Origin of the sequence: Phenylobacterium sp., assembly GCF_016793225.1 — a bacterium.
In the GTDB taxonomy this organism is placed as follows: Bacteria; Pseudomonadota; Alphaproteobacteria; order Caulobacterales; family Caulobacteraceae; genus Phenylobacterium.
This window is the reverse complement of the sequence record NZ_JAEUMN010000049.1, coordinates 1-16,874: the sequence shown is the minus strand read 5'-3', so window position 1 is coordinate 16,874 and position 16,874 is coordinate 1. Positions and strand designations below refer to the sequence as shown.

The window sequence follows — 16,874 nt, the reverse complement described above, 5'->3', positions numbered from 1 at the left end:
ACGTCTCCCTGCAGGCGCGGGAGGGCGAGTTCCTGGCGCTCCTCGGGCCGTCCGGGTCGGGCAAGACCACGCTGCTGCGCGTGCTGGCCGGGCTGGAGGCGCCCGACGCCGGGGCGGTGCGCTTCCGGGGCGAGGACTTCCTTTCGCTGCCGGTCCGCCAGCGCCGGGTGGGCATGGTCTTCCAGCACTACGCGCTCTTCCCGCACATGTCGGTGGCCCGCAATGTCGCCTTCGGCCTGGCCGTCCGCGGGCGCGGCGAGCGGCCGTCGCCGGACGAGATCGCCGAGCGGGTGGCCCGGCTCCTCGATCTCGTGCAGCTGCAGGGCCTGCAGGACCGCTACCCCGCCCAGCTGTCGGGCGGGCAGCGCCAGCGGGTGGCGCTCGCGCGGGCGCTGGCCGTCGAGCCGCGGATGCTGCTGCTCGACGAGCCGTTCGGAGCGCTGGACGCCCAGGTCCGGCGCGAACTCCGCCGCTGGCTGCGCGACCTGCACGACCGCGCCGGCGTCACGACGGTCTTCGTGACCCACGACCAGGAGGAGGCCCTGGACCTCGCCGACCGGGTAGCCATCCTGAACGCGGGCGAACTGGTCCAGCTGGGCTCCCCGGCCGAGGTCTACGAGCAGCCGGCCACCCCCTTCGTCTTCGGCTTCCTCGGGCAGGCCTGCCGGATGGCGGGCGTCGTGGAGGGCGGTCGGCTCAGGTTGGCCGACTGGGAGAGCCAGGCGCCGCCCGGATCGCCTCATGGTCCGGTGGACGTCTTCTTCCGCCCGGACGAGGTGGCGTTCGCGCCGCCGTCGGGCGAGGGCGTGCCGGTCGAGGTGGTCGCGGCGGCGCGGCGGGGCTCGCAGGTGCGCATCGAATGCCGCATGGGCGGCGAACCCATGGAGCTGCGCGGCCACGCGCAGACGGCGCTCGAGGCCGTCGCGCCGGGCGCGCGGATGCGGGTCCGGCCGCTGCGTCCACAGGTTTACGCGCGCGGCCCAGGTCCATCTGCGCCGTCCGCGCGTTGAGCCTTCATGAGCGACACGAACCTGCAGCGCCGCTTCTGCATCCACGGCGTCTCGGAGGCGCCGTCGCGCGCCCATCTGGTCGAAGGCCTGAACTTCGAGGACGCGGCGCTGCGCTTCATCGAGGACCACCACCCGGCCCCGGACGACGACGACAACCTCAGCCTGTTCGTCGAGGACATGGAGACCGGCCAGCGCCAGTGCTTCACGATCGACCTCGGCAGCGGCGAGGCGACGCCCTGCGACTGAGCGCTACCGTCCGTTGGACGCCAGCCAGCCGTCCGTCTCGGGCAGCCGCCTGGAGATGACGTCGAGCCGGTAGCGGATCGCGCCCTCGGCCTTCTCGACCTCGCCGCGGGCGGAGGCCGGGACGGTGGCCTTGAAGCGTCCGAGCTTCTCCAGCATGGCGGGCTCGCGCGAGGCCTGCGCCAGCTCGGCATAGTAGGAGGTGCGGCTGGTGGGCTCGAGCAGCTCGTCCACCCGGGCGCGGTTGGCGATCGCGAAGTCGTAGGCCTTGTCCGGGAAGTTCCCGGCCACCGCGGCGATGATCGTCGGGGCCTCGCTGGGGCTCACGTCGCCGGACAGCGCGAGGGCGAGGGCCCGGTCGGCCAGCTTCGGATCGTCGCTACCCGCGAGCAAGGCGAGCAGGCGGCTGCGGTCGGTGACGTCCTTCGAGGCGAGCGCCTGTCGCCGGAGCGCCTCCCAGGTCGCCTCGTCCGCATTGGCGGCCACGATAGAGAGCACCGTGCGCCGGCCGGCGCCCTGCAGGCTCTCCGGTTCCACCAGCCAGCGGTCGAAGCGCCGCCGCGCCTCGGCGATGACCATCGGGTCCTCGAAGTCGCCGAGGGTGGTCAGCACCGTCCGGCGGGCGATCGCGGCGTTGTCGGGCTCGCCGGGCTTCGGGTCCCAGCCGAGCCGGCCAAGGATCGGCACCAGGCGGGCCCGCGCGAACGTCCGGAACCTCGCCTGGCCCGGCCGGCCCGAATAGAGGGCGTCGACCGCCGACAGCTGCGTCGCCAGTGTGTCGAGCACCAGCGGATCGGCGTCGGCCGGCGTGTTTCGCGCCAGCGCCAGGAAGTCGCTCATGGGCGCGTAGCCGGCCTCTCCGAGCGTGCGGCTGTCGTAGAGCAGGCCCAGCTGGTCGGCCGGCGCGAGGCGGCCGAACTGCGGCGCCAGCTTCGACCAGAGCGCCGGGGCGTAGGCGGTTCGGAAGTAGCCGGTCTGGCCGGCGTTCACGACGGCGGGGGCGGCCACAGGCGCGGTCTGCGGCCTGCCGGCGCTCACCACGCCGCTCCAGGCGCCGCCCGCGAGACCCTTCACCACGACCGGCGTACGCCACGTCTGGGGCGCGCTCTGGCTGGGGTCGGCCGCCATGCGCTCCTGGCTCAGCCGGACGCCGTTCCCGGCCGGGGCGGCGCGGATGAGCGGGACCCCCGGCTGCCGCAGGAAGTCGTGCGCCATGCCGGTCACGTCCTTGCCGGGCGCGGCGGCGTCCAGCGCGGCCCAGAGGTCGTCGCTCACGGTGTTCCCGTAGGCGTGCTTCCTGATGTAGGCGCGCACCCCCGTCCGGAACGCGTCCTCGCCGACGTAGCTCTCGAGCATCCGCACCACCGCCTGGCCTTTCTGGTAGGTGATGGTGTCGAAGGCGTTCGCGGCCGCGAACACGTCGGGGATGTCGGTGATCACGGGATGGGTGCCGGCGCGGCTGTCCAGCCGCATGGCGCCCTGCTGTCCGGCCTGGGTCGAGAGCCAGAGGTTCCACTCGGGATGGAAATGGTCGGAGGCCTTGTTCTCCATCCACGAGGCGAAGCTCTCGTTCAGCCACAGGTCGTCCCACCAGGCCATGGTGACCAGGTTGCCGAACCACTGGTGGGAGACCTCGTGCGCGACGGTCGTGAAGACGTACTGCCTGTCGGTCTCGGTCGAGAGCTTGGGGTCCAGCAGGATCGCGTAGTCGAAGTAGAAGATGGCGCCCCAGTTCTCCATGGCTGCGAAGAACTGGCTGCGGCCGGGGCCCGCGATCAGGTCGAGCTTCGGGAGCGGGTAGGGGGTGTCGAACCAGTCGTTGAAGTAGGGCAGCAGCTTCACCGTGGCGTCCAGGGCGTAGCGCGCCTTTTCGGTGTCGCCGCGGCGGACCACGACGCCCACGTCGACCCCGGCCACCCTCTGCGAGATGCGCTCGAAGTCGCCCATCGCCATGAACAGCAGGTACGAGCTCATCTTCGGGCTGTCGGCGAACCGGACGCGGCGCTTTCCGCCCTCTAGGGGCGTCTCCGACGCCACCGGCATGTTGGAGACCGACATCTGGCCGGGCGGCGTGTCGACCGTCAGCGAGAACACCGAGCGGACGCCCGGCTCGTCCCACATCGGCGCGAAGCGGCGGGCGTCCGAGTTCTGGAACTGGGTGTAGAGCCCGCGCCGCTTGCCGCCGTCGGGGGCGCTGTAGTCGAGGTAGAACAGCGCTGCGGGCGACTGGAAGATCCGCCCCTTGTAGTCGATGTCCAGCGTGTAGCGGCCCGGCGCCAGGCGCTGGGGGAAGACGAAGGCGGCGGTCTGCTCCTCCGCGTTCCACTCGATGCGCGGCGCCGCGGCCAGACCGGACAGGCTCGCCTTTTCCAGGGTCAGGTCCTGCGCGTTCAGCACGATGCGGTCGGTGGGCCGCACGACCGTGAGTTCGACCTTCACATGGCCATCGAACGTCAGCCGGTCCGGATCGGGCGCCACCCGGATCTCGTAGCGGTCAGGCCTCACGTCGGTGGGCAGCACCACGCGCGTGTCGGGCTTGGCCGTCGCGGCCGAAACCGGCGAGGCCGCCGCGAGGAAGAGGGCGGCGGCGGCGGCAAGAAATTTCATCGTTCGGGCAGCTCGCGCGACAAACCAGGCGTCCAGCATAGGGATTGCGGAACGCTTCGCCTAGCGCGGGACCCGACCGTTCATCTCGTCGCCCGCGTCCGCCGGCAGACGGACGAACCAGAACATCGACACCATGGTCACGAGCCCCAGGATGACGAACGCGGGCGCGACGACCTCCGGCGTCATCCGCGTGGCGCCTTCCAGCGTCATCAGCACGCTGAGGAGGCTCGCCGAGAGGCCGATGCCGACGGACTGCACGAGTTGCTGGACCATCGAGGACGTCGTCGTCGCGCGGCTCATCTGGTCCTGGTCGATGTCGGCGAACGCCATGCCGTTCAAGGCGGTGAACTGCAGGGAGCGGAAGAACCCGCCGATCCCCAGCACCGCCATGATCGCCCAGTGAGGCCAGGACGGGCGGAAGGCCGCGTACGCCATGAAGCTCGCGCCCACGATCACGGCGTTGACCAGCAGCACCGTGCGGAAGCCGAACGCGCGCAGGATCGGCGGCGCAGCGGTCTTCATCAGGAGCGCGCCCACCGCCGAGATGAAGGTCATCAGGCCCGCCGCGAAGGCCGAGAGACCGAAGGCGACCTGCAGCAGCATCGCGAGCAGGAACGGGTTCGCGCCCATGGCCAGCCGCATCCAGGCGCCGCCGATCACCGAGGCCTGGAACGTCCGGTGGCGGAAGATGCCGAGGTTCACCACGGCGTGGGGCGTTCGCCGGGCGTGCCAGACGTAGGCCAGCAGCATCGCGAAGCCGGCGGCGAAGAGGCCCGCCACGAGGGCGCCCGGCAGTACGTCGCGGCCAAGGTTCTCGAACCCGACAATCAGTCCCGCCAGGCCGAGTCCGGTCAGGGCCATGCCGAGGAAGTCGACCTTGCCCGCGGACTGGTCCCGCACCTCGGGCACATAGAGCCAGACCAGCACCAGCCCCATCAGCGCGATGGGCAGGTTCATGAAGAAGATCCATGGCCAGTCGGCGAAGGTGACGATGGCGCCGCCCAGCACCGGGCCCAGGACGGGGCCCAGCAGGGCCGGCATGGTGACCACCGACAGCGCGCCCACCAGCTCGCTCTTCGGCGTTATCCGCAGGAGCACCAGGCGGCCCACCGGCATCAGCGTCGCTCCGGCCGCGCCCTGGATGAAGCGTGCGGCGATGAGTTCCCAGAACGACCCGGCGAAGCCGCACGCCGCGGACCCTGCGGCGTAGAGCACGATCGAGAACATGAAGATGCGCCGCGCCCCGAAGCGGTCGGCCAGCCATCCGGACAGCGGCAGGAAGATCGCCGCGGACAGCATGTAGGTGGTGATCGCCGCGCTCAGCCGCACCGGCTCCACGCCGAACGACTCGGCCATGGCGGGCAGGGCGTTGGAGATCACCGTGGCGTTGAGCGTCTGCATCATCAGCGCCGAGCCGATGATCGCGGGGATCAGCCAGCCGCGTCGGAACGCGGTGGGGACGGGGGGACCGCCGGCGTTCTCCCGCGGCGTCGCGCCCTCCGCCGTTTCGTCGGTCGGCGGGGTCACGGCTCCACCAGCCGCAGAAGCGCGGGCGTGGCCTCTGAAACCGCTTCGCGCTCGGCAGGAGACAGGCGGGCGAGGCGGGCGGCGAGCCAGTCGTTGCGCTGCCGGCGGATCAGCTCGAGGGTCCGGGCGCCGGACGGCGTGATGGCGAGGCCAGAACGGCGTCCGTCCTCGGCGTCGCTGCTGCGGGCCACCAGGCCGGCCGCCTCGAGCCGCTTGATGTGGGCGCTCATGGTCGGCTTGGACGTCCGCTCCACCTCGGCCAGCGCGCTGACCCCGATGCCCGGATGCTTGCGGATGTGGCCCAGCAGCAAGGCGTCCTGCGCCGAGATCCCGGCCTTCTGCGCTTCCTGACGCAGGCGGCGCGACACGCGCAGGATCGCGGGCCGAAGCGCTTCGGCCAGGCCGATGACGTCGTTCTCAGGAGCGCCGGGCATGAGTTCCAGGTAGTTAGGTCGCCGAACTACCTAGACCCGCGCCTGGCCCGGTGCAAGGGCGCGCCCCGCCGACAGGCGACGGGGCGCGGATCCGTCAGAGGACGCCGAGCATCTCGGCGACCAGGGGATGGCGGACGATGTCGCGGTCGCCGAGGCGCACCACGGCGATGTTGCCGACCTCTTCCAGCCGCTCCGCCACGGGCTTGAGGCCCGACAGCTCGGGCAGAAGGTCGGACTGGTTCGGGTCGCCCGTGACCACCATCGTGGAATGCCAGCCCAGGCGGGTGAGGAGCATCTTGAGCTGCATGTAGGTGCAGTTCTGGGCCTCGTCGATCACCACGAAGGCGTTGTTGAGGGTGCGCCCGCGCATGAAGCCGACGGGCGCGATCTCGATGGCGCCCTCGGCCATCAGCGCCCGGACGCGCTTCATCGAGAGCCGGTCCGACAGGGCGTCGTATAATGGCCGCAGATAGGGCGCGAGCTTGTCCTCGGCGTCCCCGGGCAGGAAGCCGATCGACTCGCCCGCCTCCACCGCCGGCCGCGAGAGGACGATCCGGCCGACGCGCCCGCTTTCCAGCGCCTCCACGGCCTTGGCGATGGCCAGGTAGGTCTTGCCGGTCCCCGCGGGACCGAGGGCGAGCACGAGGTTCTTCGCGTCGATGGCGTTGATCAGGGCCTGCTGGCCGTCCGACTTCGCCTTGATGGTCTTGAGATAGCCCTGCTCGCGGTCGTCGTTGTGGTGTGACAATGGAGACCAGCCCCGGTCCACGGGCAGCCTGCGGATCTTGTCGTCCCCCTCGAACTGACCGGCGTCGAACGCGCCTTCGCGCAGCTGTCGCTTCAGAGCCCGCTTGCTCATTTGGCCTCCTCAGGGGGCAAGAAAAAAGGGCGTCCCGCGTGGGAGCGCCCTTCGAATGGTGGGAGAGAACGGTGGCGGCGGCCGCGTGCCGGCCCCGGAGGTCCGGCTGCTTCTGCAGGTCCGGGCGGAACGGCCCGGAGGAACGACAAACTCAGCGCCATCCAACCCCGTCCAGCGCGAGACGCAGGAGCGAAACTCCCGCGGCGGCTTCCGGTAAGGCTTTCGCCCTCTCGAATCGCCCGACTAGAATGAGGGTAGCGTGCTTTACGAGTCGTTAAAGGCCCGGCTGCGGGAAGAAGAAGGGTTCCGAATTGGCTGTCTACAACTTGGGCAATGTGACACCTGAGCTACCAAACGATGACGAATACTGGATCGCCCCAAACGCCGCGGTTATCGGCCGGGTCATCCTGAAGAAGAATGCGTCGGTCTGGTGGGGCGCCACGCTTCGCGGCGACAACGACCCTATCGTGCTGGGCGAGGGCTCCAACATCCAGGACGGCAGCGTCTGCCATACCGACACCGGCTCGCCGCTCTTCATCGGCGACAACGTCACGGTGGGCCATATGGTGATGCTCCACGGCTGCACTATCGGCGACGGCAGCCTGGTCGGCATCGGCTCGATCGTTCTGAACGGCGCGAAGATCGGGAAGAACTGCCTGATCGGCGCCAACTGCCTGATCACCGAGGGCAAGGAGATCCCGGACAACTCGCTGGTCATGGGTGCGCCGGGCAAGGTGGTCCGCGAACTCAGCCCCGAGCAGGCGATGATGATCCGCGCGGGCTCGGCCCACTACGTCGAGAACTGGAAGCGCTACCGGCGCGAGCTGGCGGCGATCTCCGGAAAGTAGGCGCCGAGCTCGGCGAGCGCCTGGTCCGTGTCCTCGAAGCGGATCCCGATCAGTCCGAGCGTCCGCGCCGCTTCGACGTGGCCGGGGAGGTCGTCGACGAAGACCACGTCTCCGGGCGGTGCGCGCAGCCGCTCAAGCAGGGCGAGATAGATGCCGGGAGCGGGCTTAGCGAAGCCGACGTCGCGCGACGAGACCACGCCCTCGAATACGCCCGCAAACTCCGGCCGCGCCATGATCTGGGATTCGCTCGACAGGGTGTTGGTCAGCGCCATCACCCGGACGCGCAGCGCTCGAAGGCCTCGAACGGCCTGGGCAAGGCGCTCGTTGAATTCGCTCAGGTAGGCGTCTTCGGCGAGTTGCCGAAACAGGGCTCCCGAGAGCCCCAGGCGAGCGCCTGAGGCGGCGAAGGCCTCGTCAGCCGTCATGGCGCCGACCTGGGCGGCGCGATGTTCGGGTGAACGCGACAGCGCGTCCTCCAGTGTGGCGCGATCGAGTCCGGTTCGCACCGTCCATCGGTCCCAGAACGCGGCGTCCGGCCAGCCGCGATAGAAGACGCCGCCGATGTCGAGCACGAGGATGGGCATGGCCCCTTATGCCAGTTGACGGACGTAGGGTCCGCCCCCGACCGTGCGGCCAAACGGGAGGACGCCATGGCCTACGAATTCATCAAGGTCGACCGCGCAGGGCCGGTCACGACGATCACGCTGAACCGCCCCGATGTGATGAACGCGATGCATTCGCCGGCGCACTTCGAGATGGACGAGGCGCTGAACGCCTTCGCGGCCGATCCCGAGCAGTGGGTGGGGATCATCACGGGCGCGGGCGACCGGGCGTTCTCGGCGGGCAACGACCTGAAGTACCAGGCGAGCGGCGGCCAGATGCGCTCGCCGCCGTCGGGGTTCGCGGGGATCACCGCGCGCTTCGATCTCACGAAGCCGCTGATCGCGGCCGTCAACGGCGTCGCCATGGGCGGCGGGTTCGAGATCGCGCTCGCCTGCGACATCATCGTGGCGTCCGAGACCGCCGTCTTCTCGCTTCCGGAGCCCCGCGTGGGCCTGGCGGCCCTGGCAGGCGGCCTCCACCGCCTGCCGCGCGCCATCGGCGTGAAGCGCGCCATGGGCATGATCCTCACGGCTCGCCGCGTCTCGGCTGCCGAGGGCAAGGAGTTGGGCTTCGTGTACGAGGTGACGGCGCCGCAGGACCTTATCCGCCGCGCCAACGAGATCGCCGCCGGCATCTGCGAACTCGGGCCGATGTCGATCCGCGCGTCCAAGGAGGCGGTCCTGAAGGGGCTGGACGAGCCCAGCCTGGAAGCGGCGCTGAAGGGCCAGAACAAGTATCCGGCGGTGGCCGCCCTCTACACGTCCGAGGACTTCAAGGAAGGCCCTCTCGCCTTCGCCCAGAAGCGTGCGCCGAGCTGGAAGGGCCGCTGAGCGTCGCGTCGCCCTTCGGGGCTCCTGGCGAGGCGTGAACCGCCTCTGATCCGATCACCCTGCGGCCCTCGTCACCGTCCTGGCCCAAGGCCCGCTTGTTCGCCCCGGCCAATCCCGCCAAATTCCGCGGGAGTCGTGGCAGGGCGGGCCGATGGTGGATCTGGAAGCGGTCGGCGGGACGGCGACTGGAGGGCTGGTCGCCTCGACGTTCGAGAGCCCTGCCGGCAAGGCCGGGGAGCACCATCCCACGTGCGCCGACTGCGGGACCCAGACCCTGGGCCGCTTCTGCCACAACTGCGGCAACGCCGCCCACGTCCATCGCACCTTGCTGCATCTGGGCGAGGAGCTGCTGCACGGGGTGATGCACTTCGACAGCCGCGCCTGGCGCACGCTCCCGCGCCTGGTGTTCCGTCCGGGCCAGCTGACGCGCGAGTGGTGCCTGGGCAAACGCGCCCGCTACGTCTCGCCGCTGGCGATGTTCCTGTTCACCGTCTTCGTGCTCTTCATGGCGATCTCCTACCTGCCGGAGGCGCCGGCCATGACGCTGGCGCAGGAGCGGGCGGTCGCTGCGGCCGAGCTTTCCAGGAGCCGCACCGAACTGGCCGAGGCCGAGGCGGCCCTGGCGAAGGCCGCCAACCCGCAGGACCGCGCCGAGGCCGAGGGTGCGGCCAGGGCCGCCCGGGCCGGGGTCGCGGCGGCGATGGACGAGTTCCGGGGGCTGGAGACGGCGGCGCGGGTGGCCGGCGGGGACTGGAAGGCGCAGCTCGCGGAAGAGACGCGCACCGGAAAGCTCAAGATCAACACAGGCGACGGAAAGCTCGACGAGAAGCTTCGGCACAAGCTCGAGAACCCCGAGCTGGCGCTCTACAAGCTGTCGCAGACCTTCTACAAATTTTCCTTCCTGCTGGTTCCGATCTCGATCCCGTTCGTGGCTCTGCTGTTCCTCTGGAAGCGGGGCTTCACCCTCTACGACCACGGGGTCTTCGTCCTCTATTCCCTCACCTTCATGTCCCTGCTGATCATGGTGGTCGCCGGAGCGCTGCGCGTGGGCGGGCCGGCCGCCAGCGTGGCGTTCTCCGCCGTCCCCTTCGTCGTCCCCGCGCACATGTTCTTCCAGCTCAAGGGCGCCTACGGCCTGAGCGTGCTGTCGGCGCTGTGGCGGACCATGCTGCTGCTGATCTTCGCCGCGGTGGCCGCCGGCGTCTTCCTGCTGGCCATCCTGTGGCTGGGCCTGGCCTGAGCGTCCGCGGGCGAAAATGACGCGTTGTTCACTCTTGCGAACGGGGCCGCGCTGGGCGAGGTTCCCGACAAATTGACGCTGTAAGGCCCACGCCCCCCATGGACCGCTTCGACTACATCATCATCGGCGCCGGCTCGGCCGGCTGCGTGCTGGCCAACCGGCTGACAGAGGACGGCAAGGCGCGCGTGCTGCTCGTCGAGGCCGGAAGCAAGGACAAGTCGCTCCTGGTGACCATGCCCGCTGGCGTGGGCGGCCTCATCGCCAAGCAAGGCCCGTTCAACTGGGGCTTCTGGACCGAGCCCGAGCCCAACCTCGACGGCCGCAAGCTCTGGTGGCCGCGCGGAAAGGGCTGGGGCGGGTCTTCGTCGATCAACGGCATGATCTACATCCGCGGCCACGCGCGCGACTACGACCAGTGGCGGCAGATGGGGCTGGCCGGCTGGGGCTACGCCGATGTGCTGCCCTACTTCAAGCGCTCGGAGACGCTCGAGGGGGGCGGCGACCCCTGGCATGGCGGCGAAGGGCCGCTGCACGTCTCGAAGGCCAGTTCGCCGAACCCGATCTACCGCGCCGCCATCGAGGCGGGCGCCGAAGCGGGGCACCCGATCACCAACGACTTCAACGGCTTCCAGCAAGAGGGCTGGGGTCCCTACCAGTTCACCATCAAGGACGGCGAACGCTGGAGCGCCGCGCGCGGCTACCTCTACCCCGCCCTCGACCGGCCGAACCTCACCTGCGTCACGGGCCTGCGCACCACCCGCATCGTGGTCGAGAACGGCCGTGCGACCGGCGTCGAGACCGTGGACGCCAAGGGGCAGAAGAAGACCTTCCACGCCGAGGCCGAGGTGCTGCTCTGCGCGGGGGCCGTCCAGTCGCCGCACATCCTCCAGCTGTCCGGCATTGGCGACGGCGAAGAGCTCGCCCGCCACGGCATTCCCGTCGTGCACGAGTTGCGCGGCGTCGGTCAGAACCTGCAGGACCACCTGGACGTCTGCATGGTCTGGGAGTGCCCGCAGCCCATCACGATCTATTCCATGCGCAAGGGCATCAAGACGCTCTTCGTCGGGCTCGACTACATGCTGCGGCGCAAGGGGATCGGGCGGCAGAACTTCCTCGAATCGGGCGCCTTCCTGCGCTCGCGGCCCGACCTCGACCGGCCCGACCTGCAGGTCCACACGGTGCTCGCGATGATGCAGGACCACGGCAAGGTCCAGATCAAGAAGGACGGCTTCACCTTCCACGTGTGCCAGCTGCGGCCCGAGAGCCGCGGCCGCGTGGGCCTGCGCAGCGCCGATCCGCTGGCCGATCCCGCCATCTTCGCCAATTACCTGGCGACCGAGGAGGATCGCCGCGCGCTGCGCGAGGGCGTCAAGATGATGCGGGAGGTCGCCAAGCAGGCGGCGCTGAAGCCCTACATCAAGGCCGAGTACGCGCCCGGGGCCGACGTCCAGACCGACGCCGAACTCGACGCCTGGATCCGCCGCTCGGCCGAGACCATCTATCACCCCGTCGGCACCTGCCGCATGGGCGTGGCCGGCGACCCGATGGCCGTCGTCGACGCCGAATGCCGGGTCCAGGGCCTGACGGGCCTGCGGGTGGTCGACGCCTCGGTGATGCCGACGCTGGTGGGCGGCAACACGAACGCCCCGACCATCATGATCGCCGAGAAGGTCTCGGACGCGATCCGCGGCCGCGCCTATCTGCCCGCGGAGGACGCGCCGGTCTACGAGGGCGGGGGCAAGGTCGCCGCCTGACGCGATCTGCGCCCGGCCCGATCGTCCCGGGTCAGCCGGTCGGGGGCGGGGCGCTCAGCGGATGGCGGCCGCCTGCGGCATGTCCGGCTTTCCGTCGTGGTTCCGGTCCGGGATGTCCTGGAACAGCATGGACTCGGCGGCGCGCCGCCGCACCAGGCCGGGCAGGACCTTGCCGCCGCCGCGCACCCACTTGTGGAACTCCAGCGCCGCGCCATCGAAGTTGCGCGCGTTGACCTTCTTCAGCAGCGTCGATCCCCGGAGCGCCTGGACGCCGCAGTTGTAGGCGAAGGACACGAGCGCATCGAACTGGTGCTGCTTGAGCGGGACCTGGACCATCCTGTTCACCGGCCCCTCGTAGGAGGCCATGTCCTCGTCGAACGCGGCGTCGCACTCGGCCTGCGTCCACACCGAGTTCTTGTCGAAGGCTCGGCCCGACCCGTTGGTGTGCCCCCAGCCGATGGTCAGCACATTGGCCGGGCAGAGATAGGCCTTGAAGCCGCCCCCGCTGGCCTTGTGGCAGCCCTCGAAAGACTTGATGAGCTCCGCGCCCCGCTTCGACAGCTTCATCGGCATGCTGACTTCCCCCGGGGGCTGTCCCACTGCGCCGCCGCCCCACTCGGCTGGGTAGAACGGTGTTCGATACTCGCGCGGGTTGCAAGCATCAATTCGCGGCGGCGACAGCCTCCTGGCCCTGCGGCGCCACCACCACCCTGTAGGCTCGCTCGGGCCTCAGCAGCGCCTGGGCGGCGCGGCGGACGTCGGCGGCGGTGACCCGCTCGGTTCCCGGGACGATCTCGCGGATGATGTCGAGCCGGCGCGGATCGGCCTGGGCGCCCGAGAGCTCGCCCACCCAGTAGCTATTGGTGAGCCGGGTGCGCTGGATCGCCTCGAGGCGGGGCTTCTTGGCGCGCGCCAGTTCGTCGGCGTCCACCTCCTGGGCGGCGAGGTCGGCGGCGATCTTCTGCACGTCGCGGAAGAAACCCGGAAGCTTCTCGGGCGGCGCTTCCACGCTGGCGGCGATGTAACCCCAGCCCGTCCAGACCAGGCTGTGCTGCGAGTTGACGTCGGGCGAGTAGGTGACGCCCTGGGCCTCGCGCAGCTCTTCGGTGACCCGCAGCTTCATGATCTCGCGCAGCACCGCTGCGTCGCGCGCCCGCTGGGGATCGGTCCAGTAGTCGGTCGTGCCCCAGGCGATGTAGCCGATCGACTGGTCCGCGCGCCCCTTGTGGGTCAGCACGACCGGCGCGCCGCCGCCCTTGGGGAACGCCACGGCCCGCTGCGGGGGCGAGGGCAGGGGCGGCTCCCTGCGCTTCGGCAGCGCGCCGAAGGTGGCCGCGGTCTCGGCGATCGCCCGCTCGACGGTGATGTCGCCGACGATCACCACTTCGACAGGGCCGTCGGCGAGGGCCCGCCCCACGGCGGCGGCCACGTCCGCGAACGAAGCCTTCGCGATCTCCTCGCGGCTGGGGAAGGTCCAGCGCCGGTCGCCCGAGTGGATGAGGCCCGGCAGGTCGCGCGCCAGCACGCCGTTGGCGGTCGCCTCGTACTGGTCGTGGATCGTGCGCCCCGCGGCCTTGACCCGGGCGAAGGCCGCGTCGCGCCAGGCGGGCTCGGCCACATAGGCCGCGAATACCTGAAGCTGGGTCCCCACGTCGGTGGTGCGGGTTGCCCCGGAGAGGGTGAACGCATCGTCGCCGAAGCTGAACCGGCCCCCATAGACCTTGGAGGCCAGGACCCGCTCCATGTCCTCGACCGGAATCTTCTTCAGGCCGCCCTCGACGAAGGCGCCCGCCGCCCAGAAGGGGCTCTGGCGGTCCTTCGGCAGCTCCAGCATCCCCTGGCCGACGTTCACGCGCACCAGGACCTCGTCGTCGCGGAAGTCCGTCGGCTTGACGGTGAGGCGGACGCCGTTGTCGAACCGGACGAAGCTGGCGCCCAGGTCCTGGACGTCGCGCCGGTCGACCACGCGGCCCGGCGCGCCGAAGCTCTCGTAGGGCCAGGCGAGGGCCGCCTGCTGCGCCGGGGGCGTCACGGCGACCTGCTGCGAGGCGGCCAGCACGGCCGCGACGGCGGCCTCCCCGCCCTCGACCGGCGTCGGCGAGGCCATGAAGACCAGGGGCCCCGCCCCCTGGAAGGTCGACTTCAGCGCGGCGTTCACGGTCTCGGCCTTGAGATCCTTCACCGCCGCCTCGAACAGCGCCTGGTCCTGGGCCGGGGACGTCACGACGGTGTGGTCGGACAAGGACTGCACGATCTCGTTCGCCAGGTCCGCGGGCCGGCGGGTGGCCGCGCCGGCCACCGCCGCGCGCAGCGTGGCGCGGATCTCCTCGACCTCGCGGTCGAGTTCGTCCTGCCGGACGCCGTACTGCACCAGCCGGCGCTGCTCCCGTTCGGCGGCGGTCAGCGCCTCGCGCCACCGTCCCGCCTCGGCGTTCACGCTGATCAGGGCGATCTGGGCCGCGTCGTCCTGCTCGAACTTGGAGGTCCCGGCGCCCAGGAACGGCGGCTCGGCGCCGCGGGCGATGGCCGAGAAGCGGCGGTTCAGCACCGCAAGCCCCAGATTCTCGATCAGCTCGCGCCGGCGCTTGGCGGCCGTGTCGGGCGTGAGGTCGGGCGGGCTGATCCAGGCGACCTGCAGAGTCTGCGTCACGCCGGGCTCGACCACCAGGCGGGCCTCCGCGCCTCGGGACGCCACGGGGCCGGGGTCGGGATCAGCCGGGGCAGGCCCGCGCCCACGCCAGCCGCCGAAGGCGGACCTGATCTTCGCCTCTACCACGTCGAGGTCGAAATCGCCCGCCGCCACGAACACCGCCCTGTCGGGGCGGTACCACCGATCGTAGAACGCGACGATCTGGCTGGCCGGGGCGGTCTTGAGCACCTCCACCGTGCCGATCGGCCAGCGTGTCGGCAGTCGCTGGCCCTTCATCAGGAACCCCATGCGCGCCTTGGCGATCCGGTAGCCGGGCGTGTCCCGCGCGCGCTCCTCCGACAGCACGATGCCGCGTTCGCGGTCGACGGCTGCGGGATCGATGGTCAGGCCGAACGCCGCCTCGGACAGCAGCATCAGGGAGGTGTCCACCGTCTCGTCGTCGGTGCGGGGCAGGTCGAGCTTGTAGATGGTCTCCGAGAACCCGGTGGAGGCGTTGGTGTCGGCGCCGAAGGCCAGGCCCAGCCGCTCGAGGATGCGAACCATGTCGCCTTCCTTGACCTTCTTCGATCCGTTGAAGGCCATGTGCTCGAGAAAGTGCGCGAGGCCGAGCTGGGCGTCCGTCTCCATCAGCGAGCCGGCCCCGAACCACAGGCGGAACGCGGCCTGGCCCTTGGGCGTGGTCTGCCGGCGCAGCGCATACCTCATGCCGTTGGGCAGGACGCCGAAGCGGATGTCTGGGTCGGCCTTGAGGTCCGAGCGCGCCTGCGGCCATTCCGTCGCCGTGAGGCTGGCGCCCGCGGGCTGGCTTGTGGACGGCTGGCTCCAGGCCGGCGGGGGGAAGGCGAGGGCGAAGGCTGCGAGCAGGGCCGCGCCCCGGCCAAGAAGTCGGATCATCAACTGCGCCTGGATTGTCGATCGTCGAGTCCGGCACCATCGCCAAGCCCGATGGCGCCGACAAGGCGGCATCGCGGCGGCGCTCGCGCATTCGGGCGACACCCCTTAAATGGAACGGATGGACGTCGCCTGCTTCGAAGCGCCCGCACCCGGGGGGCCGAAACCGCAATACTCCGGCCAGCCCGACGGTCGGCGCACCCCTGAGCCGATGGTGAACGCCCCCTGGCCGGTGGTGGTGCTGAGCCTCGGCATTCTCGCGCTCTACGCGATCCAGGCCCGGCTGCCGTTCCTCGTCGACCTGTACGCCTTCTCGCCCGGCCAGTTGGTGCGCGGAGAGTACGCGGGTCTCGTCACGTCGCAGTTCCTGCATGGCGGCTGGCCGCACGCGCTGATGAACGCAGCCTTCATCCTGGCCTTCGGAGCGCCGGTCTCGCGGTTCTTCGGCCCTCGTCTCGCCGGAGCCGTCGGATTCTTCCTCTTCTACCTTCTCTGCGGCGTCCTGGCGGCGGTCGGATTCGCCGCGATGCACTGGGGGCAGGAGGCCGCCATGGTGGGCGCCTCGGGCGCGGCGTCCGGCCTCATGGGCGCTGCGGCGCGGCTGATCGGCGGGCGAGGAGAGGTGGGCCCCATGTTCTCGCAGGCCGTGACGGGGATGGGGCTGGCCTGGATCGTGGTCAACGTCATCATGGCCTTCACCGGCGGAATGCTGCTGCCCGGGGCCGGGGAGGCGGGCGTGGCGTGGGAGGCGCATCTCGCCGGCTTTGCGGCCGGCGTGGTGCTGATCCAGCCCCTGGGATGGCTCGCCCGGCGGTAGGCCGCTCACGCGCCCGTGTTTTGTGTCAGGCCTGAAACTGCGTTTCCCTTCGTCCTGACGCAAGGGAACGAGGGCGCCATGCTGGTTTCGCAGATCCTCAGGACCAAGGGCGACGCGGTGTTCACCATCCGCCGCGACGAAAACGTCGGCTCCGTTGCGGGTCTCCTGCACGCCAAGGGCGTGGGCGCGCTCGTGGTGCTCGACGGCGAGCGCGTGGCCGGCATCGTCTCCGAGCGCGACATCGTCCGGGCGATCGCGTCGCATGGCGCAGGGGTGCTGTCGCGGCCGGTCGCCGACTTCATGACCGCCAACGTCCTGTTCGCCGAGCCGGGCGAGACCGTGGACAGTCTCCTTTCGCGCATGACCGACCGGCGGATCCGCCACCTCCCGGTCTGCCGCAACGACCGCCTGGTGGGCATCGTCTCCATCGGCGACCTGGTGAAGTGGAAGATCTCCGAGGTGGAGGCCGAGGCCGACGGCCTGAAGGCCTACATCGCGGCCAGCTGAGAGCTACCCTCCCTGACCGGAGGGCCAAACGCCGGCGGTGCGTCGGCTGAAAGG

Annotated in this window: 15 protein-coding genes; 8 read left to right on the top strand and 7 right to left on the bottom strand. The window is 70.5% G+C overall.

What is annotated here, in order from left to right; all coding sequences use genetic code 11:
• Together JNK30_RS05500 and JNK30_RS05495 are read left to right on the top strand one after the other, a co-directional pair.
• Window positions 1-1,010 (top strand): sulfate/molybdate ABC transporter ATP-binding protein (locus tag JNK30_RS05500; RefSeq protein WP_293480944.1); only part of this gene is annotated, 1,010 nt, incomplete at its 5' end.
• A gap of 6 nt (window positions 1,011-1,016) precedes the next feature.
• Window positions 1,017-1,256, top strand: coding sequence for a DUF5961 family protein (locus tag JNK30_RS05495; protein WP_293480942.1), 240 nt, complete (start codon window positions 1,017-1,019; stop codon window positions 1,254-1,256).
• 3 nt (window positions 1,257-1,259) lie between these two features.
• Here JNK30_RS05495 and JNK30_RS05490 read toward each other — a convergent pair whose 3' ends face one another.
• The 4 genes from JNK30_RS05490 to JNK30_RS05475 all read right to left on the bottom strand — a co-directional run bounded on the left by JNK30_RS05490 (window position 1,260) and on the right by JNK30_RS05475 (window position 6,680).
• Window positions 1,260-3,860, bottom strand: a complete 2,601-nt coding sequence (locus JNK30_RS05490) for a M1 family metallopeptidase (protein ID WP_293480940.1) — start codon at window positions 3,858-3,860, stop codon at window positions 1,260-1,262.
• A 60-nt stretch (window positions 3,861-3,920) separates the two neighbouring features.
• Window positions 3,921-5,387, bottom strand: coding sequence for an MFS transporter (locus JNK30_RS05485; RefSeq protein ID WP_293480938.1), 1,467 nt, complete (start codon window positions 5,385-5,387; stop codon window positions 3,921-3,923).
• Window positions 5,384-5,821, bottom strand: coding sequence for a MarR family winged helix-turn-helix transcriptional regulator (locus JNK30_RS05480; protein WP_293480937.1), 438 nt, complete (start codon window positions 5,819-5,821; stop codon window positions 5,384-5,386). The genes JNK30_RS05485 and JNK30_RS05480 overlap by 4 nt, the downstream gene beginning before the upstream one ends.
• Before the next feature lie 94 nt (window positions 5,822-5,915).
• On the bottom strand, window positions 5,916-6,680 hold the full coding sequence (locus JNK30_RS05475; protein ID WP_293480936.1) for a PhoH family protein: 765 nt from the start codon (window positions 6,678-6,680) through the stop codon (window positions 5,916-5,918).
• Between the two features lie 311 nt (window positions 6,681-6,991).
• On the opposite strand from JNK30_RS05475, the gene JNK30_RS05470 reads away from it, so the two are divergent.
• Window positions 6,992-7,528 carry a gamma carbonic anhydrase family protein gene (locus JNK30_RS05470; protein WP_293480935.1) on the top strand — a complete coding sequence of 179 codons (537 nt, stop codon included), beginning with the start codon at window positions 6,992-6,994 and terminating at the stop codon, window positions 7,526-7,528.
• Here the strand turns inward: JNK30_RS05470 and JNK30_RS05465 are convergent.
• Window positions 7,492-8,112 (bottom strand): HAD-IA family hydrolase, encoded by a 621-nt coding sequence (locus JNK30_RS05465; protein ID WP_293480934.1) that lies wholly within the window; start codon window positions 8,110-8,112, stop codon window positions 7,492-7,494. The genes JNK30_RS05470 and JNK30_RS05465 overlap by 37 nt on opposite strands.
• 66 nt (window positions 8,113-8,178) lie before the next feature.
• Between JNK30_RS05465 and JNK30_RS05460 the strand changes: the two genes are divergently transcribed.
• The 3 genes from JNK30_RS05460 to JNK30_RS05450 all read left to right on the top strand — a co-directional run bounded on the left by JNK30_RS05460 (window position 8,179) and on the right by JNK30_RS05450 (window position 11,955).
• Complete coding sequence (locus JNK30_RS05460; protein WP_293480933.1) at window positions 8,179-8,961, top strand: enoyl-CoA hydratase-related protein; 783 nt, start codon at window positions 8,179-8,181, stop codon at window positions 8,959-8,961.
• A 151-nt stretch (window positions 8,962-9,112) separates the two neighbouring features.
• Window positions 9,113-10,201, top strand: a complete 1,089-nt coding sequence (locus JNK30_RS05455; protein WP_293480931.1) for a DUF3667 domain-containing protein — start codon at window positions 9,113-9,115, stop codon at window positions 10,199-10,201.
• A 98-nt stretch (window positions 10,202-10,299) separates the two neighbouring features.
• The gene (locus JNK30_RS05450; RefSeq protein ID WP_293480929.1) at window positions 10,300-11,955 is read left to right on the top strand and encodes a choline dehydrogenase; all 1,656 of its coding nucleotides are present in this window, start codon (window positions 10,300-10,302) and stop codon (window positions 11,953-11,955) included.
• A gap of 54 nt (window positions 11,956-12,009) precedes the next feature.
• Here JNK30_RS05450 and JNK30_RS05445 read toward each other — a convergent pair whose 3' ends face one another.
• Both JNK30_RS05445 and JNK30_RS05440 read right to left on the bottom strand, forming a co-directional pair.
• The gene (locus JNK30_RS05445) at window positions 12,010-12,528 is read right to left on the bottom strand and encodes a lysozyme (RefSeq protein WP_293480927.1); all 519 of its coding nucleotides are present in this window, start codon (window positions 12,526-12,528) and stop codon (window positions 12,010-12,012) included.
• An 88-nt stretch (window positions 12,529-12,616) separates the two neighbouring features.
• The gene (locus JNK30_RS05440) at window positions 12,617-15,499 is read right to left on the bottom strand and encodes a pitrilysin family protein (protein WP_293480925.1); all 2,883 of its coding nucleotides are present in this window, start codon (window positions 15,497-15,499) and stop codon (window positions 12,617-12,619) included.
• 118 nt (window positions 15,500-15,617) lie between these two features.
• Here JNK30_RS05440 and JNK30_RS05435 point away from each other — a divergent pair, with 118 nt between their 5' ends.
• A complete protein-coding gene (locus JNK30_RS05435; protein WP_293480923.1) occupies window positions 15,618-16,313 on the top strand; it encodes a rhomboid family intramembrane serine protease in 696 nt (231 codons plus the stop codon).
• Window positions 16,314-16,391: 78 nt separating this feature from the next.
• On the top strand, window positions 16,392-16,820 hold the full coding sequence (locus JNK30_RS05430) for a CBS domain-containing protein (protein WP_293480921.1): 429 nt from the start codon (window positions 16,392-16,394) through the stop codon (window positions 16,818-16,820).
• Window positions 16,821-16,874 lie beyond the last annotated feature (54 nt).

Coding starts and splice junctions, on each gene's coding strand:
- JNK30_RS05435 (WP_293480923.1), top strand. CDS start 15,618: ATGGACGTCGCCTGCTTCGAAGCGCCCGCACCCGGGGGGCCGAAACCG.
- JNK30_RS05460 (WP_293480933.1), top strand. CDS start 8,179: ATGGCCTACGAATTCATCAAGGTCGACCGCGCAGGGCCGGTCACGACG.
- JNK30_RS05490 (WP_293480940.1), bottom strand. CDS start 3,860: ATGAAATTTCTTGCCGCCGCCGCCGCCCTCTTCCTCGCGGCGGCCTCG.
- JNK30_RS05430 (WP_293480921.1), top strand. CDS start 16,392: ATGCTGGTTTCGCAGATCCTCAGGACCAAGGGCGACGCGGTGTTCACC.
- JNK30_RS05475 (WP_293480936.1), bottom strand. CDS start 6,680: ATGAGCAAGCGGGCTCTGAAGCGACAGCTGCGCGAAGGCGCGTTCGAC.
- JNK30_RS05465 (WP_293480934.1), bottom strand. CDS start 8,112: ATGCCCATCCTCGTGCTCGACATCGGCGGCGTCTTCTATCGCGGCTGG.
- JNK30_RS05440 (WP_293480925.1), bottom strand. CDS start 15,499: ATGATCCGACTTCTTGGCCGGGGCGCGGCCCTGCTCGCAGCCTTCGCC.
- JNK30_RS05480 (WP_293480937.1), bottom strand. CDS start 5,821: ATGCCCGGCGCTCCTGAGAACGACGTCATCGGCCTGGCCGAAGCGCTT.
- JNK30_RS05445 (WP_293480927.1), bottom strand. CDS start 12,528: ATGCCGATGAAGCTGTCGAAGCGGGGCGCGGAGCTCATCAAGTCTTTC.
- JNK30_RS05495 (WP_293480942.1), top strand. CDS start 1,017: ATGAGCGACACGAACCTGCAGCGCCGCTTCTGCATCCACGGCGTCTCG.
- JNK30_RS05450 (WP_293480929.1), top strand. CDS start 10,300: ATGGACCGCTTCGACTACATCATCATCGGCGCCGGCTCGGCCGGCTGC.
- JNK30_RS05455 (WP_293480931.1), top strand. CDS start 9,113: ATGGTGGATCTGGAAGCGGTCGGCGGGACGGCGACTGGAGGGCTGGTC.